General features: G+C 43.7%; 19 protein-coding genes and 1 pseudogene. 11 read left to right on the plus strand and 9 right to left on the minus strand.

Going from position 1 to position 20,992, the window contains the following annotated elements; all coding sequences use genetic code 11:
- Nucleotides 1-2: 2 nt before the first annotated feature.
- The 4 genes from SNE25_RS26350 (at nt 3) to SNE25_RS26365 (ending at nt 3,239) form a co-directional block, all read left to right on the plus strand.
- Nucleotides 3-680 carry a hypothetical protein gene (locus SNE25_RS26350; RefSeq protein ID WP_321562010.1) on the plus strand — a complete coding sequence of 226 codons (678 nt, stop codon included), beginning with the start codon at nt 3-5 and terminating at the stop codon, nt 678-680.
- Nucleotides 681-699: 19 nt separating this feature from the next.
- Nucleotides 700-1,707 carry a sensor histidine kinase gene (locus SNE25_RS26355; protein ID WP_321562011.1) on the plus strand — a complete coding sequence of 336 codons (1,008 nt, stop codon included), beginning with the start codon at nt 700-702 and terminating at the stop codon, nt 1,705-1,707.
- Complete coding sequence (locus SNE25_RS26360) at nt 1,704-2,396, plus strand: LytR/AlgR family response regulator transcription factor (protein WP_321562012.1); 693 nt, start codon at nt 1,704-1,706, stop codon at nt 2,394-2,396. Before SNE25_RS26355 ends, SNE25_RS26360 begins: the two co-directional genes overlap by 4 nt.
- A gap of 192 nt (nt 2,397-2,588) precedes the next feature.
- Nucleotides 2,589-3,239 (plus strand): hypothetical protein, encoded by a 651-nt coding sequence (locus SNE25_RS26365; protein ID WP_321562013.1) that lies wholly within the window; start codon nt 2,589-2,591, stop codon nt 3,237-3,239.
- Nucleotides 3,240-3,350: 111 nt separating this feature from the next.
- Here the strand turns inward: SNE25_RS26365 and SNE25_RS26370 are convergent, their stop codons facing one another.
- Nucleotides 3,351-3,776 (minus strand): DUF4267 domain-containing protein, encoded by a 426-nt coding sequence (locus SNE25_RS26370; protein ID WP_321562014.1) that lies wholly within the window; start codon nt 3,774-3,776, stop codon nt 3,351-3,353.
- 827 nt (nt 3,777-4,603) lie between these two features.
- Nucleotides 4,604-6,076, minus strand: coding sequence for a DUF1593 domain-containing protein (locus SNE25_RS26375; protein WP_321562015.1), 1,473 nt, complete (start codon nt 6,074-6,076; stop codon nt 4,604-4,606).
- A 519-nt stretch (nt 6,077-6,595) separates the two neighbouring features.
- Between SNE25_RS26375 and SNE25_RS26380 the strand changes: the two genes are divergently transcribed.
- Nucleotides 6,596-10,282, plus strand: coding sequence for an ABC transporter permease (locus SNE25_RS26380; protein WP_321562016.1), 3,687 nt, complete (start codon nt 6,596-6,598; stop codon nt 10,280-10,282).
- Nucleotides 10,283-10,501: 219 nt separating this feature from the next.
- Here the strand turns inward: SNE25_RS26380 and SNE25_RS26385 are convergent.
- The 4 genes and pseudogenes from SNE25_RS26385 to SNE25_RS26400 all read right to left on the minus strand — a co-directional run.
- Nucleotides 10,502-10,759 (minus strand): annotated as a pseudogene (locus SNE25_RS26385) (oxidoreductase); the annotation flags it as partial.
- 83 nt (nt 10,760-10,842) lie between these two features.
- Entirely contained in the window at nt 10,843-11,829 is a 987-nt protein-coding gene (locus tag SNE25_RS26390) for a type II toxin-antitoxin system HipA family toxin (RefSeq protein ID WP_321562017.1), read from the minus strand.
- Nucleotides 11,826-12,155, minus strand: a complete 330-nt coding sequence (locus SNE25_RS26395; RefSeq protein WP_321562018.1) for a HipA N-terminal domain-containing protein — start codon at nt 12,153-12,155, stop codon at nt 11,826-11,828. The genes SNE25_RS26390 and SNE25_RS26395 overlap by 4 nt, the downstream gene beginning before the upstream one ends.
- On the minus strand, nt 12,155-12,370 hold the full coding sequence (locus tag SNE25_RS26400) for a helix-turn-helix domain-containing protein (RefSeq protein WP_321562019.1): 216 nt from the start codon (nt 12,368-12,370) through the stop codon (nt 12,155-12,157). The genes SNE25_RS26395 and SNE25_RS26400 overlap by 1 nt, the downstream gene beginning before the upstream one ends.
- A gap of 482 nt (nt 12,371-12,852) precedes the next feature.
- Here SNE25_RS26400 and SNE25_RS26405 point away from each other — a divergent pair, with 482 nt between their 5' ends.
- Nucleotides 12,853-14,292 carry a sensor histidine kinase gene (locus tag SNE25_RS26405; protein ID WP_321562020.1) on the plus strand — a complete coding sequence of 480 codons (1,440 nt, stop codon included), beginning with the start codon at nt 12,853-12,855 and terminating at the stop codon, nt 14,290-14,292.
- An 18-nt stretch (nt 14,293-14,310) separates the two neighbouring features.
- Here SNE25_RS26405 and SNE25_RS26410 read toward each other — a convergent pair whose 3' ends face one another.
- Nucleotides 14,311-14,682: a response regulator gene (locus SNE25_RS26410; protein WP_321566251.1), complete on the minus strand. Its 372-nt coding sequence runs from the start codon at nt 14,680-14,682 to the stop codon at nt 14,311-14,313.
- A 353-nt stretch (nt 14,683-15,035) separates the two neighbouring features.
- Between SNE25_RS26410 and SNE25_RS26415 the strand changes: the two genes are divergently transcribed.
- Both SNE25_RS26415 and SNE25_RS26420 read left to right on the plus strand, forming a co-directional pair.
- A complete protein-coding gene (locus SNE25_RS26415; RefSeq protein WP_321562021.1) occupies nt 15,036-15,692 on the plus strand; it encodes a hypothetical protein in 657 nt (218 codons plus the stop codon).
- Nucleotides 15,689-17,035, plus strand: coding sequence for a PAS domain-containing sensor histidine kinase (locus tag SNE25_RS26420; protein ID WP_321562022.1), 1,347 nt, complete (start codon nt 15,689-15,691; stop codon nt 17,033-17,035). The genes SNE25_RS26415 and SNE25_RS26420 overlap by 4 nt, the downstream gene beginning before the upstream one ends.
- A 65-nt stretch (nt 17,036-17,100) precedes the next feature.
- Here SNE25_RS26420 and SNE25_RS26425 read toward each other — a convergent pair whose 3' ends face one another.
- Nucleotides 17,101-17,469: a response regulator gene (locus tag SNE25_RS26425; RefSeq protein ID WP_321562023.1), complete on the minus strand. Its 369-nt coding sequence runs from the start codon at nt 17,467-17,469 to the stop codon at nt 17,101-17,103.
- 40 nt (nt 17,470-17,509) lie between these two features.
- A complete protein-coding gene (locus tag SNE25_RS26430; RefSeq protein WP_321562024.1) occupies nt 17,510-19,480 on the minus strand; it encodes a PAS domain S-box protein in 1,971 nt (656 codons plus the stop codon).
- A 291-nt stretch (nt 19,481-19,771) separates the two neighbouring features.
- Between SNE25_RS26430 and SNE25_RS26435 the strand changes: the two genes are divergently transcribed.
- From SNE25_RS26435 to SNE25_RS26445, 3 genes are all read left to right on the plus strand, one after another.
- A complete protein-coding gene (locus SNE25_RS26435; RefSeq protein ID WP_321562025.1) occupies nt 19,772-20,212 on the plus strand; it encodes an Hsp20/alpha crystallin family protein in 441 nt (146 codons plus the stop codon).
- Nucleotides 20,213-20,446: 234 nt separating this feature from the next.
- Nucleotides 20,447-20,740 (plus strand): hypothetical protein, encoded by a 294-nt coding sequence (locus tag SNE25_RS26440; RefSeq protein ID WP_321562026.1) that lies wholly within the window; start codon nt 20,447-20,449, stop codon nt 20,738-20,740.
- Nucleotides 20,737-20,946, plus strand: coding sequence for a hypothetical protein (locus SNE25_RS26445; protein ID WP_321562027.1), 210 nt, complete (start codon nt 20,737-20,739; stop codon nt 20,944-20,946). Before SNE25_RS26440 ends, SNE25_RS26445 begins: the two co-directional genes overlap by 4 nt.
- Nucleotides 20,947-20,992: the final 46 nt, after the last annotated feature.

Consider the following 20,992-nt stretch of genomic DNA (forward strand, 5'->3'; position numbering starts at 1 on the left):
GCATGAAAAAATATTTCTTGTTGGCCCTTTTTACTGGGCTTCGCTTAGTGGGCTTGGGCCAAAACGTGATTATTCCCGGCGATGCGCACTTCAAACTGGAGCGTATTAAGCCTACGCATGATTTTTACCGGAACATTGTTCGGGATGAAAGCGGGAAAATCATGTATGATTTTATGATGGAAAATTACTTATTGATAGATAGCGTCAAAAAGGAATTTGTTTTTGCCCGTTACCGCCAGGTGCCTGCGGGTTATTTTTCAACCGATACTTCCTTTACAGACTGGCATCTTAAACCGTTGCATATGCATGAGATTCACTATAAACAAAAGGTCGATATTCAAATGGGCTTTCAACCAAAGATGGCGACAGTTACCAGAAATGGTATAACTAAAACGTACGCCATGCCTGAAAGCTACTTTGAAGATAACATGATCGAATATCTATTCGGATACCTGGAACTGGAGAAAGGCGTAATTTACACATTAAATAATTTCAATCCCCCTGCGTCGGGCAATGATCCTTATACCATCCGGCGAATTGACGACGAAGCGAATACAACCATATTGGAATTTACACATGCCGAAACCAAGGGCCGCATCTGGATCGATCAGCAAAGCCATGAAGTGTTGAAGCAGGAAGGGCGCAACTCCAAATATCATTATGTCATCACCAAAAAATAAATTCCGACCTTAGCGCCTGATGAAGATTGAGAGACTTTCTGTGCGGCAATTGCAATGGCTGATTTGGTGCGGCGTAGCGATGATCGTTTTTTTTAGCACTGTAGCCGAAGACCCACTGGCGCAGGCATTGGTCTATATGATGATCAATGTAAGCTTTTACGCAGTGATCATCTATGGCAATATCAGCTTCCTTTACCCCAGGTTCTATGAAACCGGGCGCCGGTTGGAATATGTCATTTATTCCGCTTTATATGTCTGTGCTTTTGCGATCGGGCGCGGCTATTTGGCAATTAGTATCTACAACCATTATTTTGCCAAAACACCGGAAAAGATCACTTGGCCGCTTATCCTGGCTTTTATTGCCGGCGGCGCACTGGATTTTATGATGAGCCTGATCTTCCGTATTGCGTTGGCTTATTTCAAACTGAAGCAACAATCCGAGGAGATCAAAGTGCAGAAAAGCAAAGCCGAACTCAATTTGCTCAAAGCCCAACTACAGCCGCATTTTCTGTTCAATACACTTAATAATATTTATTACGAGATCTACACCGAAGCGCCCCGATCAGCCAAACTGGTGGAGCAGCTGTCGGAGATTATGCGCTACTTTACTGATGAAACCCCGAAGGAACAGGTGCCACTATCGGCAGAGATAGGCTTTATCCAGAACTACATTGCTTTGGAAACAATCAGGCTACGCTATGGCGCGGAAGTGAGATTGGAGCAGGAATTGTATAAAGACTTTATGGTGCCGCCAATGCTGCTGATGACCCTGGTAGAGAACGTATTTAAGCACGGTATAGACCCGCAAATAAACAAAAACCCTGTGACGATAAAACTGTATGACCAGAACGGGTACCTGTATTTTCAAACCATTAACGCCAAGGTTGAGCGGGCCGGGCTGCCGCATGGCCTGGGGCTGAAGAACCTGCGGGAGCGATTGTCAATCCTGTACGATGATCAGTTTGAATTGAACCACACCGAAGAGAACGGGCTCTTTATTGCCTCTTTAAAAATACCGGTATCATGAACCTGACTTGTATAATTGTTGACGACGAACCAAATGCAGTAAAGCTGCTGGAGGTGCTGGTGCAAGAACATACTGCCTGGAAATGCCAGGCGCTTTGTTACAATGCGGCAGAGGCGCTGGCTTTTTTAAAAGCTAATCCGGTTGATTTTATATTTCTGGATATCAATATGCCCAAACTGACGGGGATGGAACTGGCAGGTTTATTACCGGCAAATACGCGGATTGTATTTACCACGGCTTATTCGGAATATGCGTTGGACAGTTTTAACTTCCAAACGATTGATTATTTGCTTAAACCAATTACGCTGAAGCGCTTTTTAGTGGCGGTGGGCAAGATCGAAAATTATTTTACGGCGGAACACAAGATCAATACGGAGCAGCGTGTCTTTTTCAAATCGGGCAAAGTGCTGAAGAATGTCCGGCTCAGCGAGATCCTGTATTTTGAAGGGGAGCAGGAATATATTCGGGTGGTGACCCCGGCGGAGCAGTTCCTGATCTACCGGCGGTTAAAAGAATTGCAGGAGCAATTACCGGCAGGTTTTGTGCGGGTTCATAACTCCTATATCGTCAATGCCGAGCATATTGACCAGATCAAGGACAACCATGTGCATATCGGTGATAAAGCCATATCGGTGAGCGAGAAGTTTCGCGAGGAGCTGATGCGACTCGTGGGTCAACGCTTGTTTTAATAGTATTGGAGACTACCCTATTCATTGAATATTTAAGGCAAAGCGTTGATGTGATTTGTTTGGCTTTAGTAGCTGCATTTGATTTGCCGGATGAAAAATTTACTTGTCTTTTTAATTTCACTGTGTAGCCTTGCTGCTGTCGCGCAATCTAATCGCTTTTATTTTAAATTTAACCTTAAACCTGGCCAGCAAATGGGTACAGTGTTCATGCGCACCATTGCCATTTCAGGAAAAGATTTTCCCGGGCTGGTAAGCCGGGTGAGCGGAACTGCAGACTACACCGTAAAAACGGCGACGCCGGATACTGCGAGTTTTACAACGGTTTTCCGTGTCGATGGGCACCCCGCTTCTACACTGGATATTGCCATTAGTGACCAGGGCAGGTCAATTGCTTTTTCAGGTAAAAGGTCTTTGAACCATGAAGGCAGCGGCTTGACATATAACACTTTTTTATGGGGTAACCCGCCGTCAAATTTGAAAGTGGGCGACACCTGGACAGTAAATTTGGTTCAGCCCTGGGAAAGTGGCGGCCCTGGTAAACAAACAGTACGTGTGGAATGGGTAAATCCAAAAAACCACACGATCTGTTTGCGCCGTGACGGGGACAGCGAAGGGTTCTTTGAAGATGAGGCTAAAGAGCTAACGATCAATAAGGGCGGTAAACCGTTGAAGGTAGCGATAGTTCCCGGCAAAACGCATTGGACAGGCTATACCATCTTCAAAGAAGGGTTAATTATCAGTGACGAACTGATGGCGACACGCAATTTGCAATTATGTGCCGATGATCAAATTTACCCTGCCGATGAGCGCGAATATATGATGCTCAATAGCCGGAGTTTCTAAACAGGCCCGGGCGCTAATCATTCCGCTTTGATTAGAATTACGGCTGCACCCCTAAAAAGAAAAGTAAGCGGCCCGGGCATCATGTTTATTTGACCTTTCATCAGCCCATTATCACCGTTTATTTACTGAAGCGTTGATCCGAAAAAGCATAATGCTATTGATAATCATCATTAATGCTGTCAAACCGTGAATTAATAGATGTCCAATATCCCGGGATCCGTTAGTATGCAAGATAATTAAACAGTCAGTTGCTGAGATTACAATAGCCAAAGTAAACACCCATGCCGCCGCTCTTTTCATCCTCATGAATAGAAAGGGCAACAATACCAGACATGAATAAATATCGCGAATTCCTTTGGTCAGACCGTAAGTGATATCATGGCCGTTATGAAAAGGAATGCCATAACCGAAGGCACCAACCTGCGGTTGTAAAATAAAGCGAATGCCGATAAAAATAAATCCCAGGGCAATCAGCCATGTGATCCAATAAAAGACAGAGCGTAAGCCCCAGTTTGCTTCTTTGATTTGTGTTTCCATTTTATTTATGATTTAATGGGATCTCTGGTATAAGTAACCGATACTCGTTCACCTGGGTTAACTAATGCAATCGGGATTACGATTATTGCGTGACCAGCTTTTTTCTTATCCGGGACAAGGATTGGGGTTTGATGCCGACATATGAGGCGATATAATATTGTGGTATCCGTTGTACTAAATCCGGATAGGATCGTAGAAACTGCTGGTATCGCTCTGTTGGGGTATCCTTATAAAAGGGTTTCAGCTGCCGGATGCTGTTTAAGAAAACGTTTTCGATCGCTACGCGGCCAAACCGCCCCCCTCACCTACTTTTCATACAGTTGTTGCAGACCAGCATAACTGATCACCTGTAAAGAAGTGTCCTCAATCGCCTCGATACTGGTATCAGAAGGAATTTTAGGAAGAAAACTCTGGTAGTTGCAAATAAACTCCCCTTCCTTGTTAAAATAGAGCGTTTTTTAGGTGCCCTTATTATCCATATGATAACGCACCAGGCCCTGTTCAATAAATCCAACGTAACAGCATAGCGCACCTTCTTCCAGAAAGTATTCACCTGCTTTTAAATGCATGGGTAAAACAATTCCTTAGCGCGTTTGAGCGACCTAAATGTAAAAACATATTTCAGGTAGCCGGATTGGTGTTCCAAAGTGTGTATTCGTAAGGACTGAAAAGGATTGGAATAAAACAAAAAAAACTCTATAGTAATAGAAATACACAAATAGAAATACACATTTCCGAACATTTTGAGATCCCAAGCTGAAATGAAATTTTTACCCTCACCTTTTTCGACTGTTATTGGCTGTAAAAAAATACCTTGTTGTTATCGTTCATTGCTTTGGAAGAATGGTTACGATTACTCTTTTATATCGGGTTAGCCGGGGCGTTCCTTTATCGGTAACCTTCAAGATGAAGTGAGTAGTTTGGAGACTACCTACCTCTGGCGCTTTTAACTCTGTAATGACAGACATGTTTTCTGCCGGAGTGACCGCTATTGTATTATCCAATGTTCCCGCTTCCCTGTATTGAAACCACTGAAAACTCAGGGCATCTCCATCAGGGTCATAGGATGCACTGCCGTCAAGACTAAATGTCTCGCCGGATTTTATAGTGAGCTGTTCAGGCATATTGAGTTTCGCAACCGGTGGGTGATTGGCAGCTTTATAATCCGTATTGCACCAAGCCATTCTTGCCGCAAAATCATTCTGGATTTCTTCTCTCCATCTCCAAATCGTTACATGATTGTCTTTGTATGTACCTGTATCTTTTACAACGGCTCTTCCCCATTTGCCCTGCACCCAAGGTGTAAATTCGTCTTCGGCATTTGTCCAAAATGGTCTCGTCTCTTCTTCCAGCGGAACAATCCATTTCATCTTGGGGTCAAAGGGTGGTTTGTAAAATTCATAACGTCCACCCCAACCTCCCCAGTTTGGATGCTCCGGATTGTTCAGTCCATTTGGAATCAGCGAGAGCCAGGACGGGGTATCACCCTCCATGCCAAAAGACACATCTGGATAGATGGCCCCGAGCGACCCATGTCCCTGCTGGACATTTCGCATAAGCCAATCATTGCTGACAACTTCGTTGTTGGCGCCGGGAAATACGCTTAAGATTGCTGACCATGTAGCCGCATAATAATTTCCCGGGCTTGCGATGTAGAATAGATCGGGGAAATTCTTGCGTATCCATGTCCCCGAATTATCCTGATCCGAAATCGTGTATACTCTGAGCTTACTTATCAACCTTTTTGCTTCCCCTTCGCTTTTAGTCTCCCTGATTTTCCAAAGTGCTTGCGCCAGTATATTCGGGCCGCCCCAAACAGTTACCCATAAAGGGCGGCTGTCATTCTTTTCAAGCATCTTGATGACCCAATCCGAACCTTCCGAATCTTCGCCTTTTCCTACGCCTTCCATCCCATAAACCGGAAGGCCTTTTTTTACCAGGCTTAATAATTTTTGCGCTGTTGGAAATCCTGGTTCATGTTTTAGAAGATTAGGTTGCACCTTCTCATAACTATGAATGACTTTTTCAATGAGTTCTGGGCTAACCTTTCTTGATTGGTGAATGGATGTTGAAGCAATAAGTCCTACAATGTCGATTTGATTTGCGTATAGCATTAACCGGACCATCGACATAAAATCATCAGGCTCGTTTCCGATGTCTGTAATGACAATCAGGCGATGTTTGGCAATTGTTTGTCCAGAAGCCGTAATGTGTGTTGCAAGTACAATACTTAATACAAGTAGCGCAATTAACATTAGTCTTGTTTTCATTATTTTACTTTTTAATTTGGTAGGTTTCATGTTTTGCTAATTGATTTTGAGTCGTTTTTACTGCAATCTTATTACCACCCGCCCACGGCCCAGGTTTTGAATGCGGGCATAAGTTTTTTTTGCATCTCTCCGCCGTTGAAACGTAACTCCCCGATAAGAATTCTCGTTAGTTTTATTGCGAAGTCGGGCTTTCCTAATTCAGAAATTTTGAGAGCATACGGACGGCCTGCCTTAAACTTCGGAAAATGCAACATCTATTTGCCATCTTTATCAGTTTTCGCTTTTGTACTTACTTTACCAAGCGTTGCAACAATCAAAGAACCCGGAGCCGCGTTGCCATTGTGAAGTATCTTGGAAAACGGGCGGATACCCCGGAAGTTTGAAAGCATGCAACGCTGTATTGTTCAATCAGGATTAACCTAACAAAATGTATAGTCTTTTCAGGACGGGTCAATGAACAGCGTAAAAGCGAACACCAGCTGTTCGGTTGTGTTACAGTTACCGCGTACCAAAGCGTTTTATCTTGGTGAATATTAAAGCATTGTAAATTTGGAACAGGAATTGAGTCCTTTGTACACATTGAAAACTTATACATTCCATATCAACGTTTACGACTTCGTGTTTTTGGAAGCTATTTTCGTCGGACTGGCTTGTGCCATGCTTTTATGGTTCGCCAAAAGGCCACAACAGACCGCACACAGAATTTTTGCCATAGCCTTGGTCATTATCGTTTTGTATATTGCCCGACTGTTAGCTATTGATGTTCGCCTGGCTACTTACATTCCTTATTGGAGCCGTATGCCGCTGCAGTTTTCGCTGGCTTTTGGTCCTCTTTTTTATTTTTACATATTAAAAATAACCCGCCCGGCGTATAAATTCAAGTCTAATGATCTGCTGCACTTCATTCCGTTATTGCTCGAGCTATGTGTTCAGCTATTGGAGATCAATGAAAGTATTAAAACGGGCAAAGCTACTTATGAGACACCGGCTTTTGTCCGGATTAACCCCTTGTTACAAATATTGTTGTTGATCTCAGTTTTCGTATACCTATACGCATCCCACAAGCTGATACGAAATTTTTATCGGCGTCTTCAATTTAACAATGGTGACCGGTATAGATATGAAATGCGGTGGTTACATCGCCTGGTAATCGGGTTCAGCCTGCTTGGGCTATTTTGGATGTCTTTTGCTACCGCAGACTATTTTTATTATCACCGCCAGTTAGGTATCCACGCCTATTATCCGTTATACCTGCTTTTAGTGATGCTGACTATTTATACAGCAGCCGTTACTTTCAAGAGGACTAAAACTTTGTTGCGCTCAGCTACAACTCCTGTTTTTAAACCGGCACCGCCGCCAGAATCGAAACAAAAGGGCATTTGGCTCAAGAAGTCCATGAAAACAAACATGTATTACCAGGACCCCGAGCTTAATTTGCCCTTGCTCGCTGAAAAATTAAATCTTCCGCACCATGAATTATCCCGCATAGTTAACACAGTATTGAAAAAAAGCTTTAGTGATTTTGTTAATGAATTCAGAGTTGCAGAAGTGATCCGGAAAATGCAGGATCCAGCTTATGGCCACCTGACCTTGCTCGGCATAGCATTTGAGTCCGGATTTAGTTCAAAGACCAATTTCAACCGAACTTTTAAACAAATGACCGGAAAAAGCCCGGCAGTGTATAAACTTGAGCTACAAAAAGAGCGACCGTATTATAATATGGAACGACAGCCACGTTTCGCCGGAGTAATTTTAAACCAGGAAACGGCTCAGCAGCGGGCCGTTAAGAAATCCAATCGGAACGGTATGTTTAAAAATTATTTCAAGATCGCCTGGCGCACCCTGGTACGTCATAAAAGTTATACCACCATCAACATAGCGGGTCTGGCGATAGGCATTGCAGCTTGCCTGCTCATATTTTTAGTTGTTCAATACGAAACTAGTTTCGATGACTTTCATACTAATAAGGACCGCATTTATCGCGTAGTATTAGTGCGAAACGGCCCTGACGGGTCACATGCGGGTTCCGGAACACCAATGCCCTTAGCTGATGGCATAAAGATTGACTTCCCACAGATAAAGCAGCTGGGGAATATCTTTCAAAATGGCGGATCGCATTACATGGTGGGCAATGAGCGTGATGGAGGACAATTGAAAAAGTTTAAAGAAGACCTCGCGTATTATGCTGATCCTGGTTTTTTTGAAATCTTTGATTTCAAGTGGCTGGCTGGAGATAAAAACACCGCTTTGGCGGAGCCTAATACCGTTGTTTTATCCCGCGATGAAGCCGATAAATTCTTTGGCGACTGGCATAAGGCGATGGGCAAAACAATAAGGTACGAAAATCAGCGGGACCTGAAAGTGACCGGCATTTTAGAGAATACCCCACCCAATACTGATTTCCCCATGAGACTCGCTATTTCCTGGGCTACAGTCACCGGACAAGGCGGCGATTTTAATCGCAGTATGCAGGATTGGGTAAGCACTTTCGGAAGCAGGAATTGTTATATGATTTTACCCTACGATGTAAATGAGAAGCAGTTTAACACCGCCCTGGCAACGTTGGCGAAAAAACATGTGCCAGCGCCCTATAATAAAAATGAGATCTTTCAATTACAGCCATTGAAAGATATGCATTATAGTACTGAAACGGGTGTTTACAGCGGTCGCACTTTCAGCAAGGAATTGATCAGTGCGATCAGTTTGATCGGCTTGTTCCTGCTCGTTATAGCTTGTGTAAACTTTATCAACCTGGCTACAGCCCAGGCCGTAAACAGGTCTAAAGAGGTTGGCGTGCGTAAAGTTTTGGGCAGCAACCGTTACCAACTGGTATTGCAATTTATTACCGAAACCTTGATCATAACTTCGTCTGCTGTTGTATTGGCTACTATAATCGCAATGGTGGTCTTGCCTATGTTAAACAATCTGCTCGAGGTCCAGCTAAGCGCCGCCTTCCTGGCCGATCCGATGGTAATTTTGTTTTTAGTGAGTGTCGTCATCGGTGTTACACTTTTGGCCGGCTCCTACCCGGCGCTCGTGTTATCTGGATTTAATCCAATAGAGGCGTTAAGAAACAGGATCAGCGCCAGTAGGGCAAGTGGAATTTCCCTGCGCAGGGTATTGGTAGTGGCGCAGTTCTGTATCGCACAGTTCCTGGTAATCGGTACCCTCGTGCTCATTTACCAAATGAATTATTTCAAAAATAAATCCCTCGGATTTAACAAAGATGCCGTGATCACAGTTCCTTTCCCTGCCGATAGCATTGGCAGATCAAGAGTTGATGTACTGAAAGGCCAGCTGCTGGAGCAACCGGGAATCAAAGACATTAGTATTAGTTTGTTCGGCCCTTCGGATAATAATGATTGGTACAGTGATTTTAAATTCAACAACTCGCCCAAACCTGTTGATTTTGCCGCATGCCTTAAATGGGCCGATCCGGAGTATTTTAGGTTATACGATATTCAATTTTTGGCGGGCAGCCCTTATAATAAATCAGATACCGTATCTGGCTATGTAGTTAATGAGAGATTAATACACATGCTTGGAATTACCGACCCGAGACAGGCCATAGGCAAATACATTATGTTATGGGATAAAAAGATCTTGAATGCGCAGATTACCGGTGTAGTGAAAGATTATAATGTGGGCTCGCTCCGTAACGCTATACCACCGGTTTTGATGGGGCCCTGGAAAAGACAGTATTCGAAGCTGAATATCAAAATCCAAACCGAGCACGTGAAACAGACACTTGTTGGTATTGAGCACCTGTGGAACAAAACATACCCGGAAGGTGTGTACGAATATCAATTCCTCGATAAAACAATAGCGGATTTTTATAGGAATGAAGATGAATTATCTACGCTTTATAAAATATTCGCTGGCATAGCCATATTTATTTCCTGTCTTGGTTTATATGGCTTAGTATCGTTTATGGCTGTTCAACGTACTAAAGAAGTAGGGATACGCAAAACTTTAGGTGCTTCCGTAGGGCATATCGTGTACCTGTTCTCCAAAGAGTTTACACTGCTTATTGTCATTGCGTTTGCCATTTCGGCCCCCATAGGTTACTATTTCATGCATAGATGGCTACAGGATTATACCTATCGGATCAACATCGGGCCGGATATTTTTATCGTCGCGATATTAGTCTCAGTGATAATTGCCTGGACAAGTGTAGGTTACAAGGCTATAAAAGCGGCACTGGCTAACCCTGTAAAGAGCCTGAGGAGCGAATAATTCAATTTATATAATGAAGTTTAAGTATAATCAAACAGGTCGAATGCTGGTCATCGGGTCCGGCTTACATTGATCAACACTGTTTATTGTAAACTTTCCGGCACCTGCCAGGATGCCGGAGAGTTCCTGCCAACACTTCAAACGGCGTCAGCATGATTTAACCCTGAGATAGAGGAATTAGTTGATTAAGCGGGCTTTCAGTTTTGATCATCCTATTTTTTAAAAGCTGGTTTTTAAGCCTGTTTTGTACCTGTTCTTAAACTCTTCGGCGAATTGTGCGGCTTTGTTATCGGACATACCTACCGGCCGGAATCCCTCCGGCAGATTAGCAGTATGGGCAATTCGACCGATATGCATTAATTGCAGAAATATCTTAGAGCCGCCCTCATACACAGCTTTGGTAACAGCTTCCCAGCCTTTGATCTGCGCTTGAAAAAAGATGCCGGGAATACGCGGATAGCCTAAACCCTCCTGCGTTGGTACGGCGCCTTTCCTTTGAGCTACCGCACAAAAGCTTGGCTACAAACTTGAGCGAATACTTTCTTTTCTTTAGTATTTCCCTATTTCTTTTGTAATTGTTTGAGCCGGCCTTGATAGGATTGCCAGTAGTGTCGTTTTGCGGTTTCGTCTAAGAACGAGGAAAACGTGAACCGCTCAACAGCATCTGATTGTGAAACCATTAATTCCATCATTTCATTAAATACTTTTTCCGCGATACCTGCTTCCCTGGCCAACACACTGAATTGATGGCTTAATTTACCTTGTGCCATGTTTTTTGGCAATAGACCGTCATCAAGTGCGAAGTCCCGGTCGCTTATATGGGCACGACTATTCAACAGATCATAAGCAGGGCTGAGACGGTAATCGCCAAGCGGCGTTTCCAGTAACGAGAAATTCTTAAAGTGAGCATCTCCATTCGAGAATAAATAATTGAAAATTAATAGTTTCAGTAGCTTTGGCGCTTCGAGTTTATATGCCGGTACGAATTTTTCCATCAGTTGGAATAGCTCAAGGTAATTTCCTTCGTATTTATAATGTTCACCGTGCGTTTGCGGTGTTCTGCCTGCAAGCGAAGCAAAATCATCTTGCGCCAGTTTGCTGCCATCCGGCTTAACGTCGAACCGTTTGGTAATATATGCAGGCGCGCCATTTTTAAAAAAAATCAGAGCATTCTCGGCGGTTTCAATACCGTAGACCTGGCGGGCGATTTGCATCGTTACATGCTCATTTGCCGGCATCTGATCTGATTTTCGGCCAGCATTTGGAATCGGTTTAAGAATATATTTTCCACGCTCCCCCTCGCTAATCAGCCTAAGTTTGTTCTTTTCCAGCAAGACCGAGAATTTCTCCTGTACACCTGAGATGGACATTCGTTTCCTGTTTTCTTCAAATAATTCATCAGTTTCCGGATTAGAAGCGGGAGAATCGTAAGGTAGAATGTGGCTGACCTTTTTGCCATTGAAAACCCGGACGAGACAAGTACGGCTATAGGTATCGTAACCGGGCGCTAATGTGCCGGGGCAATATTCAATTTCTGGTATACTCATTCGTTGTCAATTTTATGTATGGTTACCGCGCCGATGGTATCGTTTTTTGCAATAGTGATCAATAACCCGAAATAATCATCCCGGTCCAGGCGGTTGAGTTTACATACGACCTGCTTATTGGAGCCTTCCGGCAGCATATTATAAAAAAAGGGGAAAAGAAATTCGGAGTGATATGCTTGGTGCCTCTTTGGCAAGGTAAGGCTAATGGCCGCTTTGCCTGGGTCGTCGACCCAGGAAGGATCATACGCAAATGAGAACGATCCATCGTCATGCTGGGTTAATGTACCGGCTGCTTCATCTTTAAATAATACTTGTGCCGTTCTCATTAATTATTCGATTTCGTCTTTATTTTCATGGTTATTTCGAGGCCTAATGCATCTCCAAGTTTTTGCAATGTTATTATGGTTGGATTTCCTTTCCCGCTTTCGAATTGCTTGACGGTTCTCAATCCCACGCCCGACAATTCTGCCAGCGTTTCTTGTGTAACCTGGAGTGACTCCCGCCGCTCCTTTATCATCTTTATAAGTTTTTCAAAGTGCATTATGTTGCTCTATTTATTACAAATATATTATTTATAATTGTAAGGACATTAAAAAGTGTAGTACAATGCACTTTTTAATGTCGACTTCAGGTTTTGCAAAGAAGCCAAGCAAAAAGTGCAGTATATTGCTCTTTTATGCATAGATTACCTAGAGGAGCTTTTTATTTTCATGTATATTGCCAATTAAAGTTATGTAATTGAAAGTTTTCACCATGGAAATTGTAAACCCATCTGTATTTTATAACAGATGAGCAAATTTATACAAAGACAGATAGCACCTATCAAGACCCAACAAGCAAAATTTCCTGTTTTAAGTGTCACTGGTTTCCCCAGCAATCAGGTAAGACAACCTTGTTAAAAGAGCTTTTAATCTATAAATTAATCTTCTTATAGGTTGGGTAAGGATAGAGATGATGCTTCGGTTGGTATCAAACACTTTAGGGTCTAAACGTGTTTACTAGAAGTTGATAAATCGTTTGTCTATGCAACAGAAAACAGATCCCAAGGATTTCGAAAAAAGATTTCGGGAATGCGACGATAAATTTAATACCATATTTAAACGTACCAGTGCAGCCAGCAAGATAATTGCGCGAGATCTGACCATTTTAAAGGTCAATGACGCACTGGCAGAATTAATGGGATACAGCGCAAGTGAAATTGAGGGAACCAAGATACTGGAACATGCCTGTGAAGACTATCGCAAGCATTGGCATGAGCTACAAATGGAATTATGGTCAAATGAGGTCCCTTTTTTTAAACTCCAGGCCTGCCTTTATAAAAAAGACAAATCCTTGGTATGGGTAAACGTTACGACTATCCTTTTTGAGGACCGGGGCGAAACTTATGGGTTCACCGTTCTCGATGACATTACCGGGCTGAAAGATTTCGAAGAAAGTCAAAAACGGTTGAACATGGCTTTGAAGTATTCAAAAATGGCAGTTTGGCAAATGTCATTAAAAAACAATGCGGTTCACCGTTCCGAAGGACATGACGAGCTATTTGGCTATGACAAGCTGCAGCCAAAATGGACAATTGAAAGTTATCTGCCACTGATATGGGAGGAAGACCGCCCTAAGTTCTTGTCGGCAATCCGATCACTGCCCGACCATAAATCCGTGGATCTTCAATTACGGCTTATAACAAAGGATGGATCGCTTAAATGGGTGAATTTTCAAGGCACAATAGAAGATGATCCTTCCGGTAATGCCGACAAAATATTGGGAACAATAGCAGATATCACAAGGGATAAACTAACCGAGCGGCACAAAGACGATTTTATAAGTATCGCCAGTCATGAACTCAAGACGCCGATTACCAGCTTGAAAACATCCCTTCAGCTTCTTGCCAGGATGCAGGAAGACTTACCAGATAGGCTAAAAGCATTAGTAGCCCAGTCCAATCGAAGTGTGGATAAAATTGTTGTCCTGGTTGATGATCTGTTAAATGCTAGTAAGACACACCAGGATCAACTTAACTTGAAAAAGACGACATTTAATTTATACAGGGTTATCGAAGAATCCAGTGGACATTTGCGTCTCGAAGGTTCCCATGATGTAGACATTAGCGGCCGTTCAGACCTGATGGTTACTGCCGATGCCGAACGCATTGAAAGGGTCATTATTAATTTCCTGAGCAATGCCATTAAATATGCGCCAAACGCCCGGAAAGTTAATATCAATATCGAAAAGACCGGGGCGGCAGCAAAAGTATCGGTTACAGACTATGGACCGGGGATACCTGAAGCTAAGCTTTCTCTTCTGTTTAATCGCCATTATCAGGCGGGTAAATTGGATACTCGATATACCGGGCTTGGACTTGGACTATTTATCAGTTCTGAGATCATCAAAAGGCATGGTGGAACGATAGGGGTGGATAGCAAAGTCGGTTCCGGGAGTACCTTCTGGTTTACCATCCCACTTTAGGTGTGCGTTACGCCGCTTTTATTCTTTTTCTGACTTGTTTACATACTTGTGAACTATAAGATATAAAAGGTCCAGATCAAAAGGCTTCCTGATATAGGCGTCAAACCCGGCTTTATCGTAGTGTTCATGAATATTGCTGTTGCAACTCATCGCAATCACCGGAAGGTAAGGAAATCTAGATTTTATCGCCCGGCACATCTCAGCGCAGGTATCCCCGGAAAGTTTGTAGTCCAGCATAACGAGATGCGGCCGTGCCTGATCGATTAAATTAATATAATCGCTTTCACAATTTTCGATGGGACAAATAATAAAATTTTCCAGTTCCAGTGCAACTGTTAAGGCACGCATCACGTCTGCGTCCGTTTCCTGAATAACTATGGTTTCCTGCATCACGAAAGCGAATTAGATGTAGTTTCGATGGAAATAATTAAAGTTAAGAACTATTATCAGAAATTGCCAATTACTTTCTTGGTTACCGGCAATCTGGATTCCTGGTTATAGAAAGCTATTACAGCAAGGTAAGCGGCGACATCTGTAGCAGCCAGTCATATTGGCGTTCGATCAGCCGCTGATTCCTTGGTACCTGGTACAGGAACGTCTCAGTTTCCGATGGTTTACCTCAAAGATCAGTTTTTAATTGTTTAAACAAATGTTGTATTAGTTCGTTAACCCATTGCCCCTGGCAGTTCGGGGTACGAATTTCGCTTTTTTAGAGTACAGTAAATGCTTTCACTCGGTCCAATATGGAAAACAAGTACGAATTATACTTTGAAGGCGGCGGCGAAATGGGCGCTTTGATCCGGTCTTACGATTGGGCATCCAGTGACCTCGGAGATCCAAATACCTGGTCACTAAACCTGCTGAACACCATCAGTATTATGCTGAACTCCAGGTTCCCAATGTTCTTATGGTGGGGACCGCAATTAATTCAGTTCTATAATGACGCCTACAGACCCAGCCTGGGAAATAACGGCAAGCATCCCGGGGCCTTAGGCCAACGAGGGGGCCGATTGCTGGAAAGAAACATGGCCTACGATCAAGCCACTGATCGATCTGGTACTTTCTGGAGAAGGAAGCGTTTGGAACGAAGACCAGCTCATCCCCATCTATCGCAATGGCCGATTGGAAATGCTTATTGGACGTTTAGCTACAGTAAAGTGTTTGATAAGTGCAGCAAAACCGGCGTCCTGGTAATCTGCACAGAAACCACCAACAAGGTAAATGCCTTTAATGAACTGCTACAGGCTAAATCGGAGCTGGAATTTGCAATAACGGCAGCCGAGTTGGGTACCTGGGACCTTAATCCTGCCACCAACCATTTTACCTGCAATGAACGCCTGAAATCCTGGTTTGGCTACCTGCAAATTCGGAGTTACCCCTATCGCGTGCAACAGAGGTGATAGCAGAAACGGACAGGCAAAGGGTAATCGATGCTATTAGTAGCGCGATGTCTTTTGAGTCAGGTGGCAGATATGATATTGAATATACTATTCTTAATCCCGAACTGCAGGAACCACGGCTGGTTAAAGCAAAAGGTCGGGCGCTGTTTACCGAACAGCAGGAGGTAAAACGGTTCAGCGGTACACTTCAGGATGTCACCGGTGAGCGTAATGCTATGCAAGAGCTCAAAGATGCTAACAAAAAACTTGAAATGGCACTTGAGCAATCCAGGCTGTCCAAGACAGCAGCGCAACTGGGGACCTTCGACCTGGATCTTGTTAATGGTACGATGGAATGGGATGAGCGCTGCCGTATGCTATTTGGGATTACCCACCAGGACAGGGTATCCTATGGTCACGACTTTCTAACCGGACTGCATCCTGAAGACCGGGACAGGGTCAGCAAGGTGATTGAAAATCTTTATAACAGACCGGTTAGCAAAGGGGATTACGATATTGAATATCGCACCATCGGCGCAACGGATGGCAAATTGCGCTGGATAAGGGCCATTGGAAAAGTATTTTTCAACACCGAAGATGTTGCTGTACGGTTTATCGGCTCTGTGCTCGACATTACAGATAGAAAACTGGAAGAGCTGCGCAAGGATGACTTTATCAGTATCGTCAGCCATGAGCTGAAAACACCGCTGACGACCCTTAGTGCAATGATTCAACTGCTCAAGCTCAAATTTGAACATGATACTGAAGCGCTCATCCCCGGAGGAATAGATAAAGCATATGGGCAGATCAAAAAAATGAACGTATTGATCAATAGTTTCCTCGATGTTGCCCGTTTCCAATCCGGTAAAATAGATATGGATTGCAATCATTTTTACATCAGTGAACTGGTAAAAGAGATGGTAGACCAGGTAGTCTTCACCGCCAACCGCACACATTTGATAGACATTACCCTTTGCGAAGAGATCCTGGTGTATGCCGACAGAGAAAAGATTGGCTCTGTCCTGCTCAACATACTCAGTAATGCAACCAAATTTTCTACCCAAGGCCGCAGCATTGAAATCAGATGCTATAAGGAAGGCGACGAGGTAAAGATATCCGTACGGGATGAAGGTTATGGAATTTCGCTTGCGGACCAGGAGCATCTTTTTGAAAAATTTTACCGCGTCCGTAATAAATTCACCACCAACACATCGGGTTTTGGTATTGGCCTGTACTTGTGCCGGCAGGTGATGGATGACCATAACGGCCGGATACAGGTGGAAAGCATTGAGGGTAAAGGATCAACGTTTTTGCTGACGCTGCCAACGGCAACTATACCTATTATAAGCCATGGGTCGAATTAATCAAAGCAAGAATCCTCGACACAACAATTTATATTATATTCAGTATTTGCGTCCGTATTCCAGGGTCACGAAGCCATCATATATGCATCAATCTTCGCCTTGAATCGATTGATGTCAAAAGGCTTGCTAATAAATCCGTCGCTATGGGTATTTCCCTGGATTTCCCTCTGGCTTCGGTGTGCTGACATCAGCAGAACCGGAATATGAGCGGTTGCTGCATCCTCCTTCAGTTGCCGGCAGATTTCGACGCCGTCGCCGTCGGGCAGCATAATATCAAGTACAATTAAATCCGGTAATTCCAGGGAGAGGCCCTTCTTAAGCGTGTTTACATCTGGAAACAGCTGCACCTGGTAAAGATCATCTTTTAGGATATAATCAATGAGTAACCTAATGTCCTCATCGTCTTCAGCAACAAACACTTTTTTCGTGGACATACAATTTCAATTATATGTGATATACGTCTATACGGTTCTTTTAGCTTGTAAAAGCTGGTAGAGAAAATGTAAATGTCGATCCATAACCCGGGGTGCTTTCTACCCAGATCCTCCCGCCGTGCCGGTCAATAATGTCCTTGGATATATAAAGTCCCAAGCCGAGCCCCGAGGTCTTTCGTTCCTGTTCTTTTACACGGTAAAACTGGCTAAAAATGTGCTGCTGGTTTTCAGGCAAAATACCAGGGCCCTGGTCCTTCACAGAGATGCGAACCTCACTCCCGGTCCTGATAGCAATCATGCTTACCTCCCTGGCGTCCGGCGCATACTTCACGGCATTTCCAAGTAAATTGGTGAGCACCTGTTCCAATCGCATTTTATCACCTGACACGATAAGCTCTTCGTCTGCTGATACTTTCAAATTATAATGGGGGTGGGTCTGCTCAAACGTATCAGTAATCTCGTTCAAAAGATCAGAAAGATCAAAAGGTTCAAAATTCAACTGTAGTTTACCTGCCTGGATTTTAGATATATCAAACAGGTCATTGACCAGCTCGTTGAGCTTGGCCAATTGCTTCAGCGCCTTTTCTGCAAAACTTTTGGCAATGCCATCCGGAACCGTTCTTTCTAATATCTGCAAAAAACCGCTCATCGAAGTCAGTGGCGTCTTAAGCTCATGGGAGGCCAGGGCGATAAATTCATCTTTCTTATTGCTCAGATCCTTCACTTCCTCAAAGAGCCTGGAATTATCTATGGCAACGGCAGCCTGTGAAGCTACGGTAACAACCAGGTCCTCATGCTCTTCTTTAAAAATGCCAGCCTGCTGGTGACCAAAGAAAAGGCCGCCGATAACCACGCCCGAATGAGTAATAACCGGAACCGCCAGGTAGCTCACAACCGGTAAGTGGCCTTCGGGCATACCAAAATATGGCGAATTTTTTCCATAACGGGGATCTTTCGTAATGTCATCAACCCGGACTATGCCCTCGCCGCTAAAGGTCGGATGAAAAATAGCTGTGTTGCGGGGCATAGGGAAGTTCTCGAAAGCCGTCCTTGGCACCCCGGAAATGGTATAAAGCCAATAGGATTCGCCGGCCTGGTCTACCCGGTTATAGAAGAAGGCACCGAAATTCGCGCCGGTAAGCCTGGTAGTAGCATCGGTCACTCTTTGTAAGATGTGTTGCAGATCAAGGTCCTCGTTAATACTTTTACTGATCGAATTAAGGATTTCCAAACGCTCCATACTTTTAACGATGGACCGCTCCGCTTCTTTCTGCGCTGTAATGTTCCTGGCTATTTTGGAGGCTCCAATGATTTCGCCCGCTTTGTTGAGGATGGGAGACACCGTTAGTGATATGTGCAACTGCTGCCCCCCTTTGGTTCTGCGAATAGTCTGGAAATGATCAACTTTTTTTCCGGCACGAATGTTTCCGATAATAATGTCTTCTTCATCCAGGCGTTCCGGCGGTATTAGTAATGAAATATGCTGACCAATGGCCTCCTGCTCCGTATAGCCAAACATTTTTTCCGCGCCGATATTCCAGCTGGTGATGATGCCCTGCAGACTTTTACCGACAATGGCATCGTCCGAACTGGCAACAATGGCAGCCAGCCTGGCCTGCTTTTCTTCGGCAGTATTTTCTTCAATGATGCTGCGGGCAACCTGTGATGATCCTATAACCTGTCCCTCCTGGTCTCTGATAGGCGAAATAGTTATAGACACGGGGATTTCAACACCTTCCCTGGTTCTGCGAATTGTTTTAAATTGCCCGATCTGCTTCCCCTCTATAATATCACGCATGATATCACTTTTTTCCTGCTGTCGGTTTTCCGGGATCAGGAGGTAAACAGATTCATCGATTATTTCCTCATGACTATAGCCGAATAACCGTTCAGCTGCTGGATTCCAATGGGTAATCCGCATATCAAGGTCATGGCAAAATATCGCGTCGTCAATGCCTTCAAATATAGATTGCAGGGTTGATAACTCTTGTGAATGCTGAAGTCTGGTCATTAGAATTCGAGCGGCCAGAAAACGGCATTATCTGTTCAGTGGCTCTTGCTGTTTGATTTAATCTAATAATAACCTTAAAAACACAGAAAAGTTTTAAGCCTTTGAAAGAGGTCTGGCATCTGAAAATCTGGCAGCGAAGCTGTAATTTTTTCAGATGCTAGCTGCAAGAATTTCAGTTTTAATTCCATTTCCGGCTTTGGCATTTCACTTGTAGTAACACTGTCGGACAATCGTTCTTAAGTTTAATAAATAAATGGTTTGATCCTTTAAAATCAATTAAAAGAAAAAATTATGACATTAGTTAAATTTAATCCCGACAAAAGAAACAGTTCACTATTACCAGGTTTTAGTGACGTGTTCGATTCTATTTTTAATGACACTTTTTTCAATGACCGTATGGTAACCCGCGTACCTGCTGTCAACATCAGCGAAACGGAAAACAACTATCATGTGGAACTGGCTGCGCCGGGCCTGAAGAAAGAAGATTTCAAACTGAACCTGGAACGCAACGTGCTGAACATTGCTGTTGAGCAAACCGCCAATCAGGAAGACAACCAGAAAAATTACAGCAAGCGCGAATACAGCTACAATTCTTTCGTGCGTTCCTTTACGCTGCCGGAAAGCGCGGATGACAGCCAGATCAACGCAAGTTATACCGATGGTATCCTCCGCATCGATATTGCCAAACGTGAAGAAGCGAAAAACATACGTAGGCAGATCGAGATAAAATAACCGATTCCATCATATATCCGAAAAGGCTGCCGTCATGGCGGCCTTTTTCAGGATGTAACAAGAGGTCAGTTTAATTATAGTAGGACTTTAAATTTAAAGTTATTCGGCTTAACCGCCCCTGCTGACGCCCAAACACACGGCTAAATGACTGCATTTAACAGGACAGCATCTGATATGCGCCAGCGTTAAAAAGACAAGTGTTCCTCTTGTGATGGCTCTTTCATTATAACTGCTATGAAAACAGAATTCTATATCTTGTTAAGCCTGAAGACACCGCGTGGTTTTGTCGACTATGGACAGTACTTCTTCGGTGACGACCGCGGTACCGCTTATGGGTTATTCAGCCAGTTAAAAGGCAACCAAAATTTAAAAGATTCTTGCCTTTTACATATTGACCTCATGGAAACCGTCGGTGAACTGCCGGTAAAGGTCAAAACCATCTGCTGCACACTGCATGAATTGGCTTACAATTGTACATTGATCGCAAAAGAGATTTTTCGCTTAAAGAACCTGGAGGAAATGGAATGATGGATAAGTTTTTTTTATTTAGAACACTGATCGTCTCCACGATGATCTGCCTGTTGATCTTTGACGTACTGCGGATAGTGAGCCATTCGGCTGACGCCATTCCCGAGCAGCATAAAGAGCTATTGCTGACCGGGACTTTATTATGGATCGTCTCTGTTATTGTTAACCGGGGAAGTAATGACGATGATTGGGCAGGAGAGATTTAAGGAAATTTGGCCGATTAAAACTCGCAGAATACGGCAAAGGCTATTA

Origin of the sequence: Mucilaginibacter sabulilitoris (assembly GCF_034262375.1) — a bacterium.
Lineage (GTDB): Bacteria > Bacteroidota > Bacteroidia > Sphingobacteriales > Sphingobacteriaceae > Mucilaginibacter > Mucilaginibacter sabulilitoris.

Bases quoted from the DNA above. Each gene is read 5' to 3' on its own strand.
- SNE25_RS26370 (WP_321562014.1), bottom strand. From the start codon at position 3,776: ATGGAAACACAAATCAAAGAAGCAAACTGGGGCTTACGCTCTGTCTTT.
- SNE25_RS26365 (WP_321562013.1), top strand. From the start codon at position 2,589: ATGGGTACAGTGTTCATGCGCACCATTGCCATTTCAGGAAAAGATTTT.
- SNE25_RS26415 (WP_321562021.1), top strand. From the start codon at position 15,036: ATGGAAAACAAGTACGAATTATACTTTGAAGGCGGCGGCGAAATGGGC.
- SNE25_RS26350 (WP_321562010.1), top strand. From the start codon at position 3: ATGAAAAAATATTTCTTGTTGGCCCTTTTTACTGGGCTTCGCTTAGTG.
- SNE25_RS26425 (WP_321562023.1), bottom strand. From the start codon at position 17,469: ATGTCCACGAAAAAAGTGTTTGTTGCTGAAGACGATGAGGACATTAGG.
- SNE25_RS26405 (WP_321562020.1), top strand. From the start codon at position 12,853: ATGCAACAGAAAACAGATCCCAAGGATTTCGAAAAAAGATTTCGGGAA.
- SNE25_RS26390 (WP_321562017.1), bottom strand. From the start codon at position 11,829: ATGAGTATACCAGAAATTGAATATTGCCCCGGCACATTAGCGCCCGGT.
- SNE25_RS26355 (WP_321562011.1), top strand. From the start codon at position 700: ATGAAGATTGAGAGACTTTCTGTGCGGCAATTGCAATGGCTGATTTGG.
- SNE25_RS26400 (WP_321562019.1), bottom strand. From the start codon at position 12,370: ATGCACTTTGAAAAACTTATAAAGATGATAAAGGAGCGGCGGGAGTCA.
- SNE25_RS26410 (WP_321566251.1), bottom strand. From the start codon at position 14,682: ATGCAGGAAACCATAGTTATTCAGGAAACGGACGCAGACGTGATGCGT.
- SNE25_RS26375 (WP_321562015.1), bottom strand. From the start codon at position 6,076: ATGAAACCTACCAAATTAAAAAGTAAAATAATGAAAACAAGACTAATG.
- SNE25_RS26440 (WP_321562026.1), top strand. From the start codon at position 20,447: ATGAAAACAGAATTCTATATCTTGTTAAGCCTGAAGACACCGCGTGGT.
- SNE25_RS26435 (WP_321562025.1), top strand. From the start codon at position 19,772: ATGACATTAGTTAAATTTAATCCCGACAAAAGAAACAGTTCACTATTA.
- SNE25_RS26360 (WP_321562012.1), top strand. From the start codon at position 1,704: ATGAACCTGACTTGTATAATTGTTGACGACGAACCAAATGCAGTAAAG.
- SNE25_RS26395 (WP_321562018.1), bottom strand. From the start codon at position 12,155: ATGAGAACGGCACAAGTATTATTTAAAGATGAAGCAGCCGGTACATTA.
- SNE25_RS26430 (WP_321562024.1), bottom strand. From the start codon at position 19,480: ATGACCAGACTTCAGCATTCACAAGAGTTATCAACCCTGCAATCTATA.
- SNE25_RS26445 (WP_321562027.1), top strand. From the start codon at position 20,737: ATGATGGATAAGTTTTTTTTATTTAGAACACTGATCGTCTCCACGATG.